This is a genomic window from Bacteroides sp. DH3716P (assembly GCF_025914115.1).
Classification (GTDB): Bacteria; Bacteroidota; Bacteroidia; order Bacteroidales; family Bacteroidaceae; genus Bacteroides; species Bacteroides ovatus.
The window spans coordinates 4,066,306-4,084,043 of sequence record NZ_CP083673.1 but is presented as its reverse complement, the minus strand read 5'-3'; the positions used below and the strand labels follow the sequence as shown (position 1 = coordinate 4,084,043).

General features: G+C 43.7%; 14 protein-coding genes and 1 pseudogene. 12 read left to right on the top strand and 3 right to left on the bottom strand.

Features of this window, described 5'->3' with window-relative positions; translation table 11 throughout:
* Window positions 1-82: 82 nt before the first annotated feature.
* Window positions 83-2,346 (top strand): annotated as a pseudogene (locus tag KQP79_RS15355) (ATP-binding protein).
* 31 nt (window positions 2,347-2,377) lie between these two features.
* On the opposite strand, the gene KQP79_RS15350 reads toward KQP79_RS15355, so the two are convergent.
* Together KQP79_RS15350 and kbl are read right to left on the bottom strand one after the other, a co-directional pair.
* On the bottom strand, window positions 2,378-2,785 hold the full coding sequence (locus KQP79_RS15350; RefSeq protein WP_004304023.1) for a DUF2721 domain-containing protein: 408 nt from the start codon (window positions 2,783-2,785) through the stop codon (window positions 2,378-2,380).
* 202 nt (window positions 2,786-2,987) lie between these two features.
* Window positions 2,988-4,181 (bottom strand): glycine C-acetyltransferase, encoded by a 1,194-nt coding sequence (gene kbl / locus KQP79_RS15345; RefSeq protein WP_004311498.1) that lies wholly within the window; start codon window positions 4,179-4,181, stop codon window positions 2,988-2,990.
* A 136-nt stretch (window positions 4,182-4,317) separates the two neighbouring features.
* On the opposite strand from kbl, the gene KQP79_RS15340 reads away from it, so the two are divergent.
* From KQP79_RS15340 to KQP79_RS15320, 5 genes are all read left to right on the top strand, one after another.
* Window positions 4,318-5,271 (top strand): NAD-dependent epimerase/dehydratase family protein, encoded by a 954-nt coding sequence (locus tag KQP79_RS15340; protein ID WP_004311497.1) that lies wholly within the window; start codon window positions 4,318-4,320, stop codon window positions 5,269-5,271.
* Window positions 5,271-6,119 carry a DUF4348 domain-containing protein gene (locus KQP79_RS15335; RefSeq protein WP_004297036.1) on the top strand — a complete coding sequence of 283 codons (849 nt, stop codon included), beginning with the start codon at window positions 5,271-5,273 and terminating at the stop codon, window positions 6,117-6,119. Before KQP79_RS15340 ends, KQP79_RS15335 begins: the two co-directional genes overlap by 1 nt.
* Window positions 6,120-6,166: 47 nt before the next feature.
* A complete protein-coding gene (murB, locus tag KQP79_RS15330) occupies window positions 6,167-7,159 on the top strand; it encodes a UDP-N-acetylmuramate dehydrogenase (RefSeq protein WP_004297035.1) in 993 nt (330 codons plus the stop codon).
* Between the two features lie 10 nt (window positions 7,160-7,169).
* Window positions 7,170-7,928 carry an MBL fold metallo-hydrolase gene (locus tag KQP79_RS15325; RefSeq protein ID WP_004311496.1) on the top strand — a complete coding sequence of 253 codons (759 nt, stop codon included), beginning with the start codon at window positions 7,170-7,172 and terminating at the stop codon, window positions 7,926-7,928.
* Window positions 7,929-8,011: 83 nt separating this feature from the next.
* Complete coding sequence (locus tag KQP79_RS15320; protein ID WP_004311495.1) at window positions 8,012-9,586, top strand: DUF3352 domain-containing protein; 1,575 nt, start codon at window positions 8,012-8,014, stop codon at window positions 9,584-9,586.
* A 105-nt stretch (window positions 9,587-9,691) separates the two neighbouring features.
* On the opposite strand, the gene KQP79_RS15315 is transcribed toward KQP79_RS15320, so the two are convergent.
* Entirely contained in the window at window positions 9,692-10,066 is a 375-nt protein-coding gene (locus KQP79_RS15315) for a DUF3127 domain-containing protein (RefSeq protein ID WP_004311494.1), read from the bottom strand.
* A 153-nt stretch (window positions 10,067-10,219) separates the two neighbouring features.
* Between KQP79_RS15315 and dnaN the strand changes: the two genes are divergently transcribed.
* The 6 genes from dnaN to KQP79_RS15285 all read left to right on the top strand — a co-directional run bounded on the left by dnaN (window position 10,220) and on the right by KQP79_RS15285 (window position 17,614).
* Window positions 10,220-11,344, top strand: a complete 1,125-nt coding sequence (dnaN, locus tag KQP79_RS15310; RefSeq protein WP_004297029.1) for a DNA polymerase III subunit beta — start codon at window positions 10,220-10,222, stop codon at window positions 11,342-11,344.
* A gap of 101 nt (window positions 11,345-11,445) precedes the next feature.
* Window positions 11,446-12,225, top strand: a complete 780-nt coding sequence (locus KQP79_RS15305) for a 3'-5' exonuclease (protein WP_004297028.1) — start codon at window positions 11,446-11,448, stop codon at window positions 12,223-12,225.
* On the top strand, window positions 12,225-13,433 hold the full coding sequence (gene coaBC / locus KQP79_RS15300; RefSeq protein ID WP_022199382.1) for a bifunctional phosphopantothenoylcysteine decarboxylase/phosphopantothenate--cysteine ligase CoaBC: 1,209 nt from the start codon (window positions 12,225-12,227) through the stop codon (window positions 13,431-13,433). Before KQP79_RS15305 ends, coaBC begins: the two co-directional genes overlap by 1 nt.
* Window positions 13,434-13,459: 26 nt before the next feature.
* Entirely contained in the window at window positions 13,460-15,121 is a 1,662-nt protein-coding gene (recN, locus tag KQP79_RS15295; RefSeq protein ID WP_004311491.1) for a DNA repair protein RecN, read from the top strand.
* Window positions 15,122-15,162: 41 nt separating this feature from the next.
* Window positions 15,163-15,906, top strand: a complete 744-nt coding sequence (gene rlmB / locus KQP79_RS15290; RefSeq protein WP_004297025.1) for a 23S rRNA (guanosine(2251)-2'-O)-methyltransferase RlmB — start codon at window positions 15,163-15,165, stop codon at window positions 15,904-15,906.
* A 1-nt stretch (window position 15,907) separates the two neighbouring features.
* Entirely contained in the window at window positions 15,908-17,614 is a 1,707-nt protein-coding gene (locus KQP79_RS15285; protein WP_032856166.1) for a serine protease, read from the top strand.
* Window positions 17,615-17,738 lie beyond the last annotated feature (124 nt).

Sequence of the window (17,738 nt, the reverse complement as noted above, 5' to 3'; positions counted from 1 at the left end):
TTTCACTTATTAGGCTTATATGTTCGAAAATAAACTACCTTTGTATTACGAGTCAGAGAAAAATTAATCCCGATTATTATAAATGAATGGTGTGAATAGAGGAATTTTTAGATTGCTCCCTGTATTTTTATTGCTCTTTTTGGGGGTGAGTAGTTGTTCTCAAAAAGAAGAACGGCGTATTCTGGTTATCCACTCTTATGAGGAGACTTATGCGGCTTATCCGGAATTTAACCGGATGATAGCGGAGCAATTTGAAAAAGAGAAAATTGATGCTGATATTCGTACCGTTTATTTAGACTGTGAATCCTACTGGGAAGAGCCGGAACTTGAGCGGATGCGCTTTCTGGTTGATTCCGTATCGAAAGATTGGCGGCCGGAAGTGATTCTGGTGAATGAAGACTAGGCTACTTATTCATTGATGAAATGCGGAATTCAGTTGGCGAAAGAAGTGCCTGTAGTTTTTGGTGGTGTCAATTATCCGAATTGGGGATTACTGAAACATCATCCCAACGTGACAGGCTTCCATGACAAGATAGCCTTTAATGAGAATATCAGTGTGGCAAAAGAGCTTTTCGGTGAGCACGTTCGTTTGTTTACCATGCTTGATACTACCTATATCGACAGACAAATCAGAAGAGATGCAAAGGAGCAGTTTAAAGGATATAAAGTGACCGGATTCATAGATAATCCCGAACTTTCTCCTGAAGAACAGATACGTTTGGCACAGGAAGAAGGCTATACCCGTTTCATGGCTATTCCTTTGCGTAATGCCAGAAACCATTCGAATGCTACTTTTATGTGGGTTTTGAACAGGAGTTACCGCGATCAATGTTATATCCAGTTGAAACGTGATTACACCACTATTAATATTGGGAGTATCTGTGGTAGTCCTAGTCTGACAGCCATCAATGAAGCCTTTGGGTTTGGTGAGAAGTTGTTGGGTGGATACATCACTTCGCTGCCTATTCAGGTAGAAGAAGAGGTGAAAACTGCCGTTCGCATATTACATGGCGCAAGCCCTTCGGATATACCCATTGTTGAAAGCCGGAAAGAGTATGTCGTAGACTGGAATACAATGACGCAAATTGGTTTGAGTAAGGAAAGTATTCCTGCTAAATATCGTATTATCAATATTCCGTTCAGAGATGAATATCCATTTTTGTGGGGAGCCTTAGTCGCTTCATTTGTTCTTTTCCTGATTTTACTTTTTGCTTCTCTTTGGTGGCTATATCTTCGGGAACAGATGAGGAAAAAACAGGCTCTTATAGCATTGGCTGATGAAAAAGAAACATTGTCATTAGCCATTGAGGGTGGAATGACGTATGCTTGGAGATTGGATAAGGGTTGTTTTGTTTTTGAAGATGCATTCTGGGCGTCGCAAGGGTTAAATCCTAGACAACTATCGTTTAAGGAATTCATGAGCTTTATTCATCCCGATCATTGGGAGGGAGTGAAGTTCAACTGGCGAAATCTGAAAAGTGCTCATAAAAAAATTGTGCAGGAGCTTTGTAACTTCGACGGTAAAGGCTATAGTGGTGGGAGTTTCGTTATACTACTAAACAGCTTTCGGGTGGTGAATATAAAACAGCAGGTTTGCTGCTCAACATACAAGATATAAAAGATCGTGAAGAGGAACTGGAAGCTGCACGCTTACTCGCTGAAAAGGCAGAATTGAAACAATCATTCCTGGCAAATATGAGCCATGAGATACGTACTCCACTTAATTCGATTGTGGGTTTTGCCAATATTCTGGCATTGGAAGATGGATTGAGTTCCGTAGAACGCGAAGAATACATCGGCACTATTAATAAGAACAGCGAGTTGTTGCTCAAATTGATTAACGATATTTTGGAGCTTTCTCGTATCGAATCAGGCTATATGTCTTTCTCGTTTAAGAAATGTAGGGTGAGAGAGCTGATTGATGACATTTATATGACTCACCAGGTATTGATTGCTCCACGCCTGGAATTCCTGAAAGAAGTGGATAATATACCTTTGGAAATTAATGTGGATAGAGAGCGCTTGATACAAGTTCTAACAAATTTCTTGAATAACGCCAGTAAATTTACGGAAACCGGATATATCAAATTAGGGTATATTTATCTGCCGGATGAGGGGCATGTGCGGATTTATGTAGAAGATACTGGGAGAGGTATTCCACGCGAAGAACAACGGATGATTTTCAGCCGTTTCTACAAACAGAACGAATTTTCACAGGGAGCAGGATTGGGGCTTTCTATTTGTCAGGTAATTATAGAAAAACTGGGTGGAAGGATTGAACTCAAATCCGAAGTAGGCAAGGGAAGTCGCTTTACGGTCATCCTTCCTTGCCGGGTAGTGTCTTGATAAAACTTAATAGGAGGGATTGTCAACCGTGTTATTTTTTGTTTTTCCCTTTCTCCATCGTTCCCAAGTAAATCTCCAGTGAACGGGTGGAAATCTGTATTTCGCGGAAAGATACGCCTAGAGAGGCTATCAACAGAATCAGTGCCAGTCCGAATACGTAAGCAGAAAATAATTGCAGTCCGATATAAATAAGAAACATACTGACTACGCAAAGAAAAAGACTTGCAATACCCAGTCCTTGCATTGTACGGGTCAGGTTCAACCGTTTCCGTAAATTCTCGATTTGAGCTTCAGTGATATCCGAAGGGTTCTCCACGTAGCGGTCACGCAGTTGGCGCACAAGTTGGGCATACGATAAGAAACGGTTGGTGTAAGCCAACAAAATCAATGAAACTGCCGAGAAAAGTAGGGCAGGAGTAGTGAGGGTCAGTTCTTCCATAATCTATTTTTTGTAGTCAAGTAGCGGTTCAAAATTCATTTTATAAAAGAGAATTTAGGTGCAGATAACATAGATTTCACGTATTATACGTTTTTTAGAATGAAGCTTGTTATAAAGCAACTGTGTCAGATACGTGAAATCTGTGTGATCCGTGTAATCCTCGCCTAAAATATAGATTCCGCAAGGAAACCTTGCTTCGGAGTTATTCCGCTTTCAATACGTTGAGCTCTTTACCTACCTTGATAAAGGCAGCGATACACTTGTCAAGATGTGCTTTTTCGTGTCCTGCAGAAATCTGTACACGGATGCGGGCCTGATCTTTCGGCACTACCGGATAGTAGAAACCTGTCACATAGATTCCTTCTTCCTGCATACGTGCAGCATAAATTTGAGACAGTTTCGCATCATACAGCATTACCGCACAAATAGCACTTTGCGTCGGTTTAATATCAAATCCGGCAGCCGTCATCTTATCACGGAAATAGTTTACATTTTCAACCAACTTGTCATGCAGGGCATTGCTCTCTTTCAGCATCTTGAAAACTTCAAGACTTGCACCGATGATACCTGGAGCCAATGAGTTGGAGAACAAATACGGGCGACTGCGTTGACGGAGCAAATCAATGATTTCTTTACGTCCGGTGGTAAATCCTCCCAGTGCACCGCCGAAAGCCTTACCCAACGTTCCGGTATAAATATCTACACGTCCGTGAGTCTTATACAACTCGCTTACGCCATGACCAGTGGCACCTACCACACCGGCAGAGTGAGACTCGTCCACCATTACTAACGCATCGTATTTCTCGGCAAGATCACAAATCTGATCCATCGGAGCTACATTACCATCCATTGAGAACACACCGTCCGTAACAACAATACGGAAACGTTGTGCCTGCGCTTCTTGCAGACATCTTTCCAAGTCTTTCATGTCAGCATTGGCATAACGGTAACGTTTCGCTTTGCAAAGACGTACCCCGTCAATGATAGAAGCATGGTTTAGCGAGTCCGAGATAATGGCATCCTCTTCAGAGAAAAGTGGTTCGAATACACCGCCGTTAGCATCGAAGCAGGCAGCATACAGAATCGTGTCTTCAGTCTGGAAATAGTCCGAGATGGCAGTTTCCAGTTCTTTGTGTATATCTTGTGTTCCACAAATGAAACGGACGGACGACATTCCGTATCCACGGTTGTTCATCATTTCCTGCGAAGCCTTGATTAATCGGGGATGATTGGACAATCCTAGATAGTTGTTTGCGCAGAAGTTTAATACTTCCTTACCTTTTACAGTGATGGCAGCTTGCTGCGCACTTTCAATCAGTCGTTCTTCTTTATAAAGTCCGGCTTCCTTGATTTCAGCCAATGTTTGGCGGAGATATTCTTGCATTTTACCGTACATAGTGTTTGGGTGATTAAGTTATATTGCAAAGGACACAATTTTTCTTGGAATAACAATGTCTTTTTGATTAAAATCTGAAAAAAAAGTGCTTACTTTGCGCACTATTTAAGCTTGATATTCTAAGTCAGAAGAAAAAATGGAACACATTTTGATTATTGGAGCTACCGGACAGATAGGGTCGGAGCTAACGATGGAGCTACGTAAACGTTACGGAAATGCAAATGTAGTAGCTGGTTATATTCCGGGTGCAGAACCTAAAGGGGAATTAAAGGAGTCGGGACCGTCGGCTATTGCTGATGTAACGGACGGCGAGGCGATTGCATCTGTAGTAAAAGAGTATCATATCGATACAATTTATAACTTGGCTGCTCTGTTGTCCGTAGTTGCCGAGTCGAAACCCAAGCTGGCTTGGAAAATAGGCATCGATGGATTGTGGAATGTGCTGGAAGTGGCACGTGAACAAGGGTGCGCGGTGTTTACTCCGAGTTCTATCGGTTCGTTTGGCGCTAGTACGCCTCACACGAAAACACCGCAGGACACCATTCAACGTCCCCGTACCATGTATGGAGTCACTAAAGTAACGACAGAGTTGTTGAGTGATTACTATTTTAATAAATACGGTGTCGATACTCGTGCTGTCCGTTTTCCGGGCATTATTTCGAATGTGACCCCTCCGGGAGGAGGTACGACCGATTATGCTGTCGATATTTACTACTCGGCAGTGAAAGGAGAAAAGTTTGTGTGCCCCATTAAGCAAGGCACTTTAATGGATATGATGTACATGCCGGATGCGCTGAATGCAGCAATCACACTGATGGAAGCTGATCCGGCAAGATTGATACATCGCAATGCTTTCAATATCGCTTCCATGAGTTTCGATCCGGAAACGATATATCAAGCTATCAAGAAGCATGTGCCGCAGTTTGAGATGATTTATGATATAGATCCTTTGAAGCAGCGTATAGCCGATAGCTGGCCCGATAGTCTGGATGATACCTGTGCTCGTGAAGAGTGGGGATGGAAGCCGGCCTACAATTTGGAAAGCATGACGGTGGATATGCTTGAAAAGTTAAGAGAGAAACTGAAATAATGAAAAAACTAATTGCAGGGGTCATACTGCTCGGTATATTGAGCTCTTGTGGAAACAAGAAAACAAATATTGACCCCTTCGCATCTATTACTAAAGAGGTGGATTCAGTCCGGCAGATAGCCGATTCTAGCCACCATGATAAATCGCCGGAAGATCCGCAGCCTATACAGGCGGATGAATCTTTCGATGATTTTATTTACAATTTTGCTTCCGATGATGTGTTACAGCGTCAGCGTGTGAAATTTCCATTGCCCTACTACAATGGAGATAAGAAGTCAAACATTGAGGAACGCAACTGGAAGCATGATGACTTGTTTACCAAACAGCATTATTATACACTGCTGTTTGATAGAGAAGAAGACATGGATTTAGTAGGAGATACCTCCCTCACTTCTGTGCAGGTAGAGTGGATGTTCGTGAAAACACGAATGGTGAAAAGATACTATTTTGAACGTATCAAAGGTGCATGGATACTGGAGGCAATCAACCTGCGGCCCATTGAACAAAGTGATAATGAAAACTTTGTTGAGTTTTTCGGACATTTTGCAACGGATAGTCTTTTTCAGAGTCAGCGTGTGCGGGAGCCGTTGGCTTTTGTAACCAGTGATCCGGACGATGATTTCTCCATTTTGGAGACAACCCTCGATCTTAATCAGTGGTTCGCCTTCAAACCGGTACTTCCTGTCGACCGCCTTTCTAATATTAATTACGGACAGCGGAATGACGATGATTCGCCCACGAAAATCCTGGCGTTGAAAGGTATCGGAAATGGTTTTTCCAATATCCTTTATTTCCGCCGGAAAGCCGGAGAATGGGAATTGTATAAGTTTGAAGATACAAGTATCTGATACAGGTTAAGATGCACTATAACAGTATAACTTATAACTAAAAATATATGTATTCTCTTTTGCCCTACAATACATTCGGCATCGATGTCAGTGCCGCTCGTTTTTTAGAATATTCTTCGGTTGAAGAACTGAAGAAGCTGATTGTGCAAGGTGCCATTGTGACACCTTTTTTGCATATTGGTGGCGGCAGTAACCTGCTGTTTACCAAAGATTACGACGGGTTGATACTCCATTCCCGCATTGAAGGAATCGAAGTGACGGAGGAAGATGAACACTCTGTGTCGGTACGAGTGGGAGCGGGAGTAGTATGGGATGACTTCGTTGCATATTGCGTAGAACATGGATGGTATGGAACGGAGAACCTGTCGCTCATCCCCGGTGAGGTCGGAGCGAGCGCGGTACAGAACATCGGAGCTTATGGCGTTGAAGTGAAAGATCTGATAACAGCTGTGGAAACGGTGAACATTCAAGCTGAAGAACGCGTTTATTCGGTGGAAGAGTGTGGATATACCTACCGCAACAGTATCTTTAAACGCCCGGAAAACAAGTCGGCTTTTGTCACCTATGTCCGTTTCCGACTTAGTAAAAAAGAACATTATACGTTAGATTATGGAACCATTCGTCAGGAGCTTGAAAAATATCCGGCATTGACGCTTTCTGTTGTACGGAAAGTGATAATTGATATTCGTGAGAGCAAGTTGCCCGACCCAAAGGTAATGGGAAATGCCGGCAGCTTCTTTATGAATCCCATTGTGCCGAAAGAAAAACTGGAAGCCCTGCAGCAGGAATATCCCCGGATACCTTACTATGAGCTGGCAGAAGATCGGGTGAAAATTCCGGCAGGATGGATGATCGACCAATGCGGCTGGAAAGGTAAGGCCTTAGGTCCGGCTGCCGTACATGATAAACAAGCGCTGGTGTTAGTGAATCTTGGTGGAGCAAAAGGTAGCGATATTCTTGCGCTTTCAGATGCAGTCCGAGCCTCTGTTCATGAGAAGTTCGGCATTGATATCCACCCGGAAGTTAACTTAATAAATTGAGAAGTAACAAGTGAAAGTAAGAATCATTGGAAGTGGAACATCGACGGGAGTACCCCAAATCGGCTGTACATGTCCGGTTTGTACTTCTACCGATCCGAAAGATAACCGATTGCGTGCATCTGCTATTGTTGAGACAGATGATGCGCGAATTTTGATAGATTGCGGTCCGGATTTCCGGACACAGGTATTGCGTCTTCCTTTTGAGAAGATAGATGGTGTGCTCATTACGCATGAACATTATGACCATGTGGGCGGGTTGGACGATTTGCGTCCGTTTTGCCGATTTGGTTCAGTGCCTATTTATGCGGAAAATTATGTGGCGCAAGGCTTGCGCTTGCGTATGCCCTATTGCTTTGTTGACCATCGTTATCCGGGAGTTCCTGACATTCCTTTGCAGGAAATCTCGGTGGGGCAGGCTTTTTCAGTTAACCACACGGAGGTGCTTCCTTTACGTGTGATGCATGGCCGATTGCCTATTCTGGGATATCGTATCGGGCAATTAGGTTATATCACTGATATGCTGACCATGCCCGAAGAATCCTATGAACAATTGGCGGGAATAGATGTTTTGGTAGTGAATGCACTTCGGATTGCCACGCATCCTACTCATCAGAATTTGGAAGAAGCCTTGGCAGTGGCGCAGCGCATTCAGGCAAAGAAGACGTACTTTATACACATGAGTCATGATATGGGCTTGCATGCGGAGGTTGAAAAGAGCCTTCCGGAAAATATTCACCTGGCATTCGACGGATTGGATATCTATCTTTGATTATCGGTGAAATTTTTAGCAAAAGTTTTGTTTTCTTTGTAGAAATTATTATTTTTGCACCTAGCCGATAAACAGCGAATATTATGAAACTTCGTACGATAGTGAAAATAGCGATCACGTCTTCTGTTGTACTTTTGTGCTCAGGTTTCGCATTGTACTCTTTTTTTAGACTGTCGGCGGCCGAAGGGCAGAAAGATTTTGATCTTTATGAACTGGTTCCATCCACCACTTCAGCCGTATTTGTTACCGATGATGTGCTCGAGTTTGTAGCGGAGGTCGATGATCTGACTTGTAGTAAAAATCAGCAATATATTTATGTGTCCAAACTTTTTTCTTATCTGAAACAAAGCCTTTATGCCCTCTCGGAAGATACTCCCCATGGCTTGAGTCGGCAAATGAATCAGATGCTGATTAGTTTCCACGAACCGGATAACGAACGGAACCAGGTACTTTATTGCAGATTGGGAAATGGGGATAAGGAATTGGTAAACAGGTTTGTGCGTAAATATATATCTTCGCTTTATCCACCGAAAACGTTTGTTTACAAAGGAGAGGAAATAATCATTTACCCGATGGCAGATGGTGATTTTCTAGCCTGCTATCTGACGTCTGATTTTATGGCATTAAGTTTTCAGAAAAAACTGATTGAAAACGTTATTGATGCATATAAGAGTGGTAAATCATTGGCAGATGATCCTACCTTTACAGGAGTGCGTGCTCCAAAAAAAAGTGCAGCGACCGCCACAATCTATGCCCGTATGAAAGGGATGATGGGATGGACGGAATTTGACATGAAGATGAAAGATGATTTTATCTATTTCTCCGGCATCACTCATGATGCAGACACTTGTTTTGCATTTATAAAACAACTTCGCCAGCAGCAATCAGTCAAAGGCTTCCCGGGTGAAGCACTGCCCTCCACTGCTTTCTATTTTAGCAGACAGGGGATTACGGACTGGGCGTCTTTACTTTCTTATGGAAATGCGCAGGAGCAGAACGGGGCAGTCCGCACGAGTGAAGTGCAGAATAGAGATAAGGAATTTTCCCGCTATCTGATGGAAAATGCCGGGCAAGACCTGGTTGCCTGTCTCTTCCAGCGTGAAGATACGTTGCAGGATGCAGCGGCAGTCTTGAGCCTGTCTGTGGCAGATGTGACGGAAGCTGAAAGGATGCTTCGTACCCTTGTCAATACTGCTTCGGCAGATGAAGGAAGAAAAACTCCCCGTATTACTTTTGGTTATACTGTAAATAAGGCATACTTGGTCTATCGGTTGCCTCAAACAACATTGTTTAAACAACTGACCAGTTTTGTGGAGGCCACTTTGGATGTGTATGCGGCGTTCTATGACGGGCGTTTGTTGCTTGCTCCTGATGAGAATGCTCTGTCACAATATATTCGCCAACTGGATAAAGGCGAAGTGCTTAATGGAGTAATGGCCTATCAGGCAGGCATGGATCACTTGTCTGATTCATACCACTTTATGTTGATGGCGGATTTTGACCACATATTTCGGCAATCAGAAAACCACGTTCGTTTTGTACCGGATTTTTTTCTGCGTAACGCCGATTTTTTCCATAATTTCACCCTCTTTGTTCAGTTTGCCTGTACAGACGGAGTGGTATATCCTAACATTGTTTTGAAATATAAATCAGAATAAAAAATGACCGTTTGTTTACAATCGTTTTTCTAAAAAAAACTCCCGACAGAATTTAATCCTATCGGGAGTTTTTTATGCTTATTCGTCCGGCGAATGGCTTTCGGTTTAAAATGGCAGATCGTCTTTGGCATCCCCCGGAGTAAATTCCGGCATAGCTGACGGAGGTGGGGGAGGAACGGGAGAACCGGAAGCCATCGGAGCACCTGCACCAACACGTTCTACTTTCCATGCACGGATACTATTGAACCAACGATCGTTCCACTGACGGGCGTCAACGTCGAATGATACAGTTAGTTCTTCGCCCATTTGAATGTTGAACTGCTCAATTTTGTCTGCGCCAAATACGTCGAAGCACATCTTGCGCGGATATTGGTCGTGGTTTTCGATAACGTACTCTTGTGATTTCCACTCGTTGCCGCTAGTTTTTGAAACTCCGCCTCTCGGGGGGAGGATAGCGATGATTTTTCCTGTAAATTCCATTGCGATAATTTTAAATTCTGGGGCGAAGTTACAATTTTTTAGTAATATCCCTCACACAATGCCTGTTTTTTTCTTTTGTTTTATTGGGCAGCCCAAATCTTTTTTCGTAACTTTGTGCGATAGAACATTTAAAACTTAAATACACGAAAATATATGAAATTTATCGTTTCAAGTACTGCTCTTTCCAGCCATTTACAGGCCATCAGCCGTGTGATTAATTCAAAAAATGCGCTGCCAATTCTCGATTGTTTCCTCTTCGAATTGGAAGACGGAACATTGTCTGTGACTGTATCCGACAGTGAAACAACGATGGTGACTACCGTAGAAGTGAATGAAAGCGATACAAACGGGCGTTTTGCCGTAGTAGCGAAAACATTGCTTGATGCACTGAAAGAAATCCCGGAACAACCACTTACATTTGAAATCAATCCGGATAATTATGAAATAACAGTGCAGTACCAGAACGGAAAATACAGCCTGATGGGGCAGAATGCGGATGAATTCCCGCAATCGGCTACACTGGGTGATAATGCAGTCCGTGTAGAAATGGAGGCTAGTGTACTTCTGGGAGGTATCAACCGTTCGGTGTTTGCTACTGCCGATGACGAACTTCGTCCGGTGATGAACGGTATTTATTTCGATATTACCACAGAAGACATCACAATGGTTGCTTCAGACGGTCATAAACTGGTGCGTTGCAAGACATTGGCAGCCAAAGGTAACGAGCGTGCAGCCTTCATCCTTCCAAAGAAACCGGCTACTTTGCTTAAGAATCTTTTGCCGAAAGAACAAGGCACAGTGACGATCGAATTCGATGAACGTAATGCTGTATTCATGCTCGAAAGCTACCGGATGGTTTGCCGCCTGATTGAAGGACGTTACCCGAACTACAACTCGGTAATTCCGCAGAACAACCCGCACAAAGTGACCGTAGACCGTCAACAGTTGGTAGGAGCTTTGCGTCGTGTGTCTATTTTCTCATCGCAGGCAAGCAGTTTGATTAAACTCCGTATGCAGGAAAACCAGATTGTGATTTCCGCACAAGATATTGACTTCTCTACTTCTGCCGAAGAAACACAAGTTTGCCAGTATGCAGGTGCAGCAATGAGCATCGGTTTCAAATCGACATTCCTCATCGATATCCTGAACAATATTTCAGCAGACGAAGTAGTCATCGAACTCGCAGATCCTTCACGTGCCGGAGTAATCATCCCGGTAGAGCAGGAAGAAAACGAAGACCTGCTGATGCTGCTGATGCCGATGATGCTAAATGATTAATAGTAATCACCGCAAAATAACACAGAGTTCCACAGAGTGTTTTATGTATTTATTGCTCTGTAGAACTCTGTGTTACTCTGTGGTGGAAAAAATAATTAGAAATGAAATTAAACCTGAAAAATCCCATTGTTTTTTTTGATTTAGAAACAACCGGAACCAATATCAACACAGACCGAATTGTTGAAATCTGCTATCTGAAAGTATATCCGAATGGAAATGAAGAAGCAAAAACATTACGTATCAATCCTGAAATGCATATCCCGGAAGCATCTTCTGCTATACATGGCATTTATGATGCCGACGTAGTCGATTGCCCTACTTTCAAAGAAGTGGCGAAAAACATAGCCAGGGACATTGAAGGTTGCGATTTGGCAGGATTTAATTCCAATCGTTTTGATATTCCTGTCCTTGCTGAAGAGTTCCTTCGCGCCGGAGTGGACATTGATATGACGAAACGCAAATTTGTAGACGTACAGGTGATCTTCCACAAAATGGAACAACGCACCTTGTCTGCTGCCTATAAATTCTATTGCGACAAGAATCTGGAAGATGCACACACTGCCGAAGCAGATACACGGGCCACTTACGAAGTGCTGAAAGCACAGCTCGACCGTTACTCCGATCTTCAGAATGATATTGCGTTCCTGGCAGATTATTCAAGTTTCAGCAAGAATGTAGACTTTGCCGGACGCATGGTGTACGATGATAATGGGGTGGAAGTGTTCAACTTCGGAAAATATAAAGGAATGTCTGTAGCCGAGGTTTTGAAGAAAGATCCCGGATATTACAGTTGGATTTTGAATAGTGATTTCACGTTGAACACTAAGGCGGCATTGACAAAAATCCGTTTGCGTGAAATGAGTAATTTGATTACAAAATAATGCTAAAAGGAAAAAAAATAATTCTTGGAATTACCGGCAGTATTGCCGCGTACAAGGCGTGCTATATCATTCGTGGACTGATAAAACAGGGAGCGGAAGTGCAAGTCGTAATTACTCCGGCGGGAAAAGAATTTATTACTCCCATCACTCTTTCGGCTTTGACCAGCAAACCAGTCATTAGTGAGTTTTTTGCCCAGCGTGACGGAACGTGGAATAGCCACGTCGATCTCGGATTGTGGGCGGATGCTGTATTGATTGCACCTGCCACTGCCTCTACTATCGGTAAAATGGCCAATGGAATAGCCGACAATATGCTCATAACAACTTATCTTTCGGCAAAAGCTCCCGTGTTTGTTGCTCCGGCAATGGATCTCGATATGTTTGCCCATCCCGCCACCCAGAAAAATCTGGATATACTGCGTTCCTACGGTAATCACATTATCGAGCCGGGAACAGGAGAATTAGCCAGCCACTTGGTAGGAAAGGGACGTATGGAAGAGCCGGAAAACATCATCCGGGTATTGGATGAATTCTTCGCTTCGAGTGATGAACTATCCGGAAAGAAAGTGATGATTACAGCCGGACCTACTTACGAAAAAATTGACCCGGTGCGTTTCATAGGCAATTATTCTTCCGGAAAGATGGGATTTGCGTTGGCAGAAGAATGTGCCCGTCGCGGAGCGCAGGTGACATTGATAACAGGTCCTGTGCAGCTCAAAACGAAACATTCCCGTATCCGGCGTGTAGATGTGGAATCAGCAGAAGAAATGTATGCGGCTTCACAGATCTATTTTCCAGATGCTGATGCAGGTATTCTTTGTGCGGCAGTAGCCGACTACCGTCCGGAAACAGTGGCCGACAAGAAGATTAAGCGGGAGAAAGAAGAGGAACTAACCCTCCATCTTCAGGCAACACAAGACATCGCTGCCAATTTAGGAGCACTGAAAGGGAAAAATCAGTTATTGGTTGGCTTTGCCCTCGAAACCAATAATGAGCAGCAGAATGCCGAAGGAAAGCTCGAACGCAAAAACTTCGACTTTATTGTGCTCAATTCGTTGAATGATGCTGGAGCCGGTTTTCGCCATGATACCAATAAAATAAGTATCATCGACAGGAAAGGTCGTACAGACTATCCTCTGAAGCCGAAGACGGAAGTAGCCCAAGACATCATCGACCGTCTGGTAGCCACTCTGTCTTCCGGTTTTTAATTTTTAATCTTTAATTAAAATAGAAGGTGTTACGTTCACTATACATTCAGAATTACGCATTGATAGAAAAACTGGATATCAGTTTTGAAACAGGCTTTTCCGTTATAACAGGTGAAACGGGAGCCGGAAAATCAATTATTCTGGGAGCTATCGGACTCCTGTTAGGACAGCGTGCCGATGTGAAAGCGATTCGCCACGGAGCTTCCAAATGTATCATAGAGGCACGTTTCGATATATCTGCCTATGGTATGCGTTCGTTTTTCGAAGAAAACGAGTTGGAATATGATGAAGAGTGCATTTTGCGTCGTGAAGTGCAGTCTTCCGGTAAGAGCCGGGCATTCATCAACGATACTCCTGCTTCGTTGGCACAAGTGAAAGAGCTGGGCGAACAGCTGATAGATGTACATTCGCAACATCAGAATCTGCTGCTTAATAAAGAAGGATTTCAGTTGAATGTGCTTGATATTCTGGCACATAATGACGCTGCATTGGCGAAATACCATCTGTGTTATGACGAATGGAAACAGACAGATCGCGAACTCGCTGAATTAGTGTCACTGGCAGAGAAAAGTCGCTCCGATGAAGATTATATCCGCTTCCAACTCGAACAGCTCGAAGAAGCCTGTTTGGTGGAAGGCGAACAGGAAGAACTGGAGCAGGAAGCTGAAACATTAAGTCATGCAGAAGAGATAAAAGCCGGACTTTACCGGGTGGAACAGTCGTTTGCTTCGGATGAAGGTGGATTGCTTTCTTATCTGAAAGACAGTCTGAATACACTGAATAATCTGCAAAGAGTATATCAGCCGGCCAAGGAACTTACCGAACGTATGGAGAGCGCTTATATCGAACTGAAAGATATTTCGCACGAAGTCTCTTTACAAAGTGACTCCGTTGAATTCAATCCGGTCCGTCTGGACGAAGTGAATGAACGGTTGAATCTGATTTATTCCTTACAGCAGAAACATCGGGTACAAACCCTTGACGAATTGATAGCACTAACGGATGAATACCGCAGCAAATTGTCGGACATCACTTCCTATGATGAGCGTATCGCCGAACTGACTGCTCGCAAAGAGGAACAATATAAACAAGTGAAACAACAGGCAGAAGTGCTGACCAAAGCCCGTACGAAAGCTGCTCGTGAAGTTGAAAAACAGCTGGCTGCCCGGTTGATTCCATTAGGAATGCCGAATGTTCGTTTCCAGATAGAAATGGGACTGAAGAAAGAGCCGGGATTGCAAGGAGAAGATACAGTCAACTTCCTGTTTTCCGCCAATAAGAACGGCACCTTGCAGAATATCTCTTCCGTAGCTTCAGGAGGTGAAATCGCCCGTGTCATGCTTTCTATCAAGGCAATGATTGCCGGAGCCGTCAAGCTGCCGACCATCGTATTTGATGAAATAGATACCGGAGTCTCCGGTGAAATAGCCGACCGTATGGCGGACATGATGCAGGAGATGGGCGACCGCAACCGTCAGGTAATCAGTATCACCCACCTGCCGCAGATTGCTGCCCGTGGGCGTGCTCATTATAAGGTATACAAGAAAGATAGCGATACGGAAACCAACAGCCATATCCGCCGTCTCACTGACGAAGAACGAGTAGAGGAAATAGCTCATATGCTTAGTGGCGCCACTCTCACCGAAGCTGCCCTTAGCAATGCCAAATCCCTGCTTGCCCGCAACTGATAAATAGTGAATAGTAAATAGTAAAATAGTAAATCAACCAGATGTTAGATAAAAGTGAAATGATTTTCGGCGTTCGTGCCGTGATAGAAGCCCTTCAGGCTGGAAAAGAAATAGATAAGATCCTCGTGAAGAAAGATATTCAAAGTGATCTTTCCAAGGAGCTTTTTGCAGCTTTGAAAGGTACGTTGATACCTGTTCAGCGTGTTCCGGTAGAGCGTATCAACCGTATTACCCGGAAAAATCATCAGGGAGTGATCGCCTTCATTTCTTCTGTGACTTATCAGAAAGCGGAGGATCTTGTTCCTTTCTTGTTTGAGCAAGGAAAAAATCCGTTTTTTGTTATGCTCGACGGAGTGACCGATGTACGCAATTTCGGGGCGATTGCACGTACCTGCGAATGTGCAGCTGTCGATGCCGTGATTATTCCTGTCCGGGGTAGTGCGTCGGTCAATGCTGATGCCGTAAAAACATCGGCAGGAGCGCTACATACTCTTCCTGTATGCCGTGAACAGAACCTCCGTTCGACTCTGCAATATCTGAAAGACAGTGGTTTCCGCATTGTGGCTGCTACCGAAAAAGGAGATTATGACTATACCAAGGCCGATTATACAGGTCCCCTCTGCATCATAATGGGAGCGGAGGATACAGGAGTTTCTTATGAAAACCTTGCCCTCTGTGATGAATGGGTGAAAATTCCGATGCTGGGCACTATCGAATCCCTGAATGTCTCTGTAGCTGCCGGTATCCTGATTTACGAAGCTGTGAAACAAAGAAACAATGACTGATATGAAGAAGATTTTAATTCTACCTTTGCTGCTTTTCTTCCTGGTACAAGGAAGCATGGCACAAACCCCAAAATGGGTAGAGAAGGCAAAACGTGCAGTCTTCTCAATAGTGACTTATGACAAGAATGATAAAATGCTGAATACGGGAAACGGATTCTTTGTATCCGAAGACGGATTGGCTTTATCAGATTATACTCTTTTTAAAGGAGCTGAACGTGCGGTAGTGATTACTTCCGAAGGCAAGCAGATGCCGGTCAGCCTAATACTTGGAGCGAATGACATGTATGATGTCATTAAGTTTCGTGTGGCTATCACCGAGAAGAAAGTGCCTGCGCTGGTCGTTGCTAAAACAGCCCCGGCGACAGGAGCCGATGCGTGGATGCTTCCTTATTCTACACAAAAAAGTATCGCTTGCGTTACTGGTAAGGTGAAAGATGTTTCCAAAGTAGCCGGAGAATACCATTATTATACATTGAGCATGCATATGAAAGATAAGATGGTGAGCTGTCCGGTGATGAATGCGGAAGGTCAGGTATTTGGTATTGCGCAGAAATCATCCGGTATCGATACGGTGACTACTTGTTATGCGGCGGGAGCAGCTTTTGCCATGTCGCAGAAAATCAGTGCTCTTTCTTTGGGAGACGCTGCCTTGAAAAGCATTGGTATCCGGAAAGGTTTACCTGAAACGGAAGATCAGGCATTAGTATATCTGTTCATGGCCTCTTCGAGCCTCTCGGGCGAGGACTATGAAAAGCTGTTGGATGACTTCATTCGCCAGTTCCCTGCCAATGCAGATGGTTATCTCCGTCGTGCCAATTATTATGCATCTAAAGGTAAAGACGATCAGACCTGGTATGATAAAGCCGTTGCCGACTTTAATCAAGCTCTGAAAGTAGCCCAGAAGAAAGATGATGTATATTATAATATAGGTAAGCTAATGTATGCTTATCAATTATCGAAGCCGGAGAAAACTTATAAAGACTGGACGTATGACACCGCTTTGAAGAATGTCCGTCAGGCAATCGCTATTGATCCGCTGCCAATTTACATTCAAATGGAAGGCGATATACTGTTTGCCCAACAAGACTATGCCGGTGCTTTGGCTGCTTATGAAAAGGTAAATACCAGCAATATTGCTTCTCCGGCCACTTTCTTTAGTGCTGCCAAGACGAAAGAACTGCTGAAAGGGGATCCGAAAGAAGTGGTAGCCTTAATGGATAGCTGTATTACCCGTTGCCCGCAACCGATTACGGCCGACTTTGCTCCATATTTGTTGGAACGTGCGCAGATGAATATGAATGCCGATCAGGCGCGAAATGCAATGCTCGATTATGATGCTTACCATACGGCAGTCAAGGGAGAAGTGAACGACGTGTTCTATTATTATCGCGAACAGGCAGCTTTGAAAGCACGTCAGTTTCAACGCGCTTTAGACGATATTGCCAAGGCCATCGAGATGAATCCGACAGACCTCACCTACCAGGCAGAGCATGCAGTTGTAAACCTCCGTGTAGGACGGTATGAAGAAGCCATTCAGATTTTAAATAATATATTGAGGACTGATCCTAAATATGGTGAGGCTTACCGTTTATTGGGACTTTGCCAGATACAGCTGAAGAAGACAGATGAAGCTTGCGGCAACTTTAAGAAAGCGAAAGAATTGGGTGATCCGAACGCAGATGAATTGATAACCAAATACTGCAAGTAAAAAGATTATCTTCTTGAAGATAAAAAATGAATCCCTGCCAACTCGAAAATTGGCAGGGATTCCTCGTTTTTGGGGACGTTGTATAAAAAACTCTCTCTCTTTTTTATTTTTCCCCACTTCACTT

Bases quoted from the DNA above. Each gene is read 5' to 3' on its own strand.
- KQP79_RS15315 (WP_004311494.1), bottom strand. From the start codon at position 10,066: ATGGAATTTACAGGAAAAATCATCGCTATCCTCCCCCCGAGAGGCGGA.
- KQP79_RS15340 (WP_004311497.1), top strand. From the start codon at position 4,318: ATGGAACACATTTTGATTATTGGAGCTACCGGACAGATAGGGTCGGAG.
- KQP79_RS15285 (WP_032856166.1), top strand. From the start codon at position 15,908: ATGAAGAAGATTTTAATTCTACCTTTGCTGCTTTTCTTCCTGGTACAA.
- murB (WP_004297035.1), top strand. From the start codon at position 6,167: ATGTATTCTCTTTTGCCCTACAATACATTCGGCATCGATGTCAGTGCC.
- dnaN (WP_004297029.1), top strand. From the start codon at position 10,220: ATGAAATTTATCGTTTCAAGTACTGCTCTTTCCAGCCATTTACAGGCC.
- KQP79_RS15320 (WP_004311495.1), top strand. From the start codon at position 8,012: ATGAAACTTCGTACGATAGTGAAAATAGCGATCACGTCTTCTGTTGTA.
- rlmB (WP_004297025.1), top strand. From the start codon at position 15,163: ATGTTAGATAAAAGTGAAATGATTTTCGGCGTTCGTGCCGTGATAGAA.
- KQP79_RS15350 (WP_004304023.1), bottom strand. From the start codon at position 2,785: ATGGAAGAACTGACCCTCACTACTCCTGCCCTACTTTTCTCGGCAGTT.
- KQP79_RS15335 (WP_004297036.1), top strand. From the start codon at position 5,271: ATGAAAAAACTAATTGCAGGGGTCATACTGCTCGGTATATTGAGCTCT.
- coaBC (WP_022199382.1), top strand. From the start codon at position 12,225: ATGCTAAAAGGAAAAAAAATAATTCTTGGAATTACCGGCAGTATTGCC.
- kbl (WP_004311498.1), bottom strand. From the start codon at position 4,181: ATGTACGGTAAAATGCAAGAATATCTCCGCCAAACATTGGCTGAAATC.
- KQP79_RS15305 (WP_004297028.1), top strand. From the start codon at position 11,446: ATGAAATTAAACCTGAAAAATCCCATTGTTTTTTTTGATTTAGAAACA.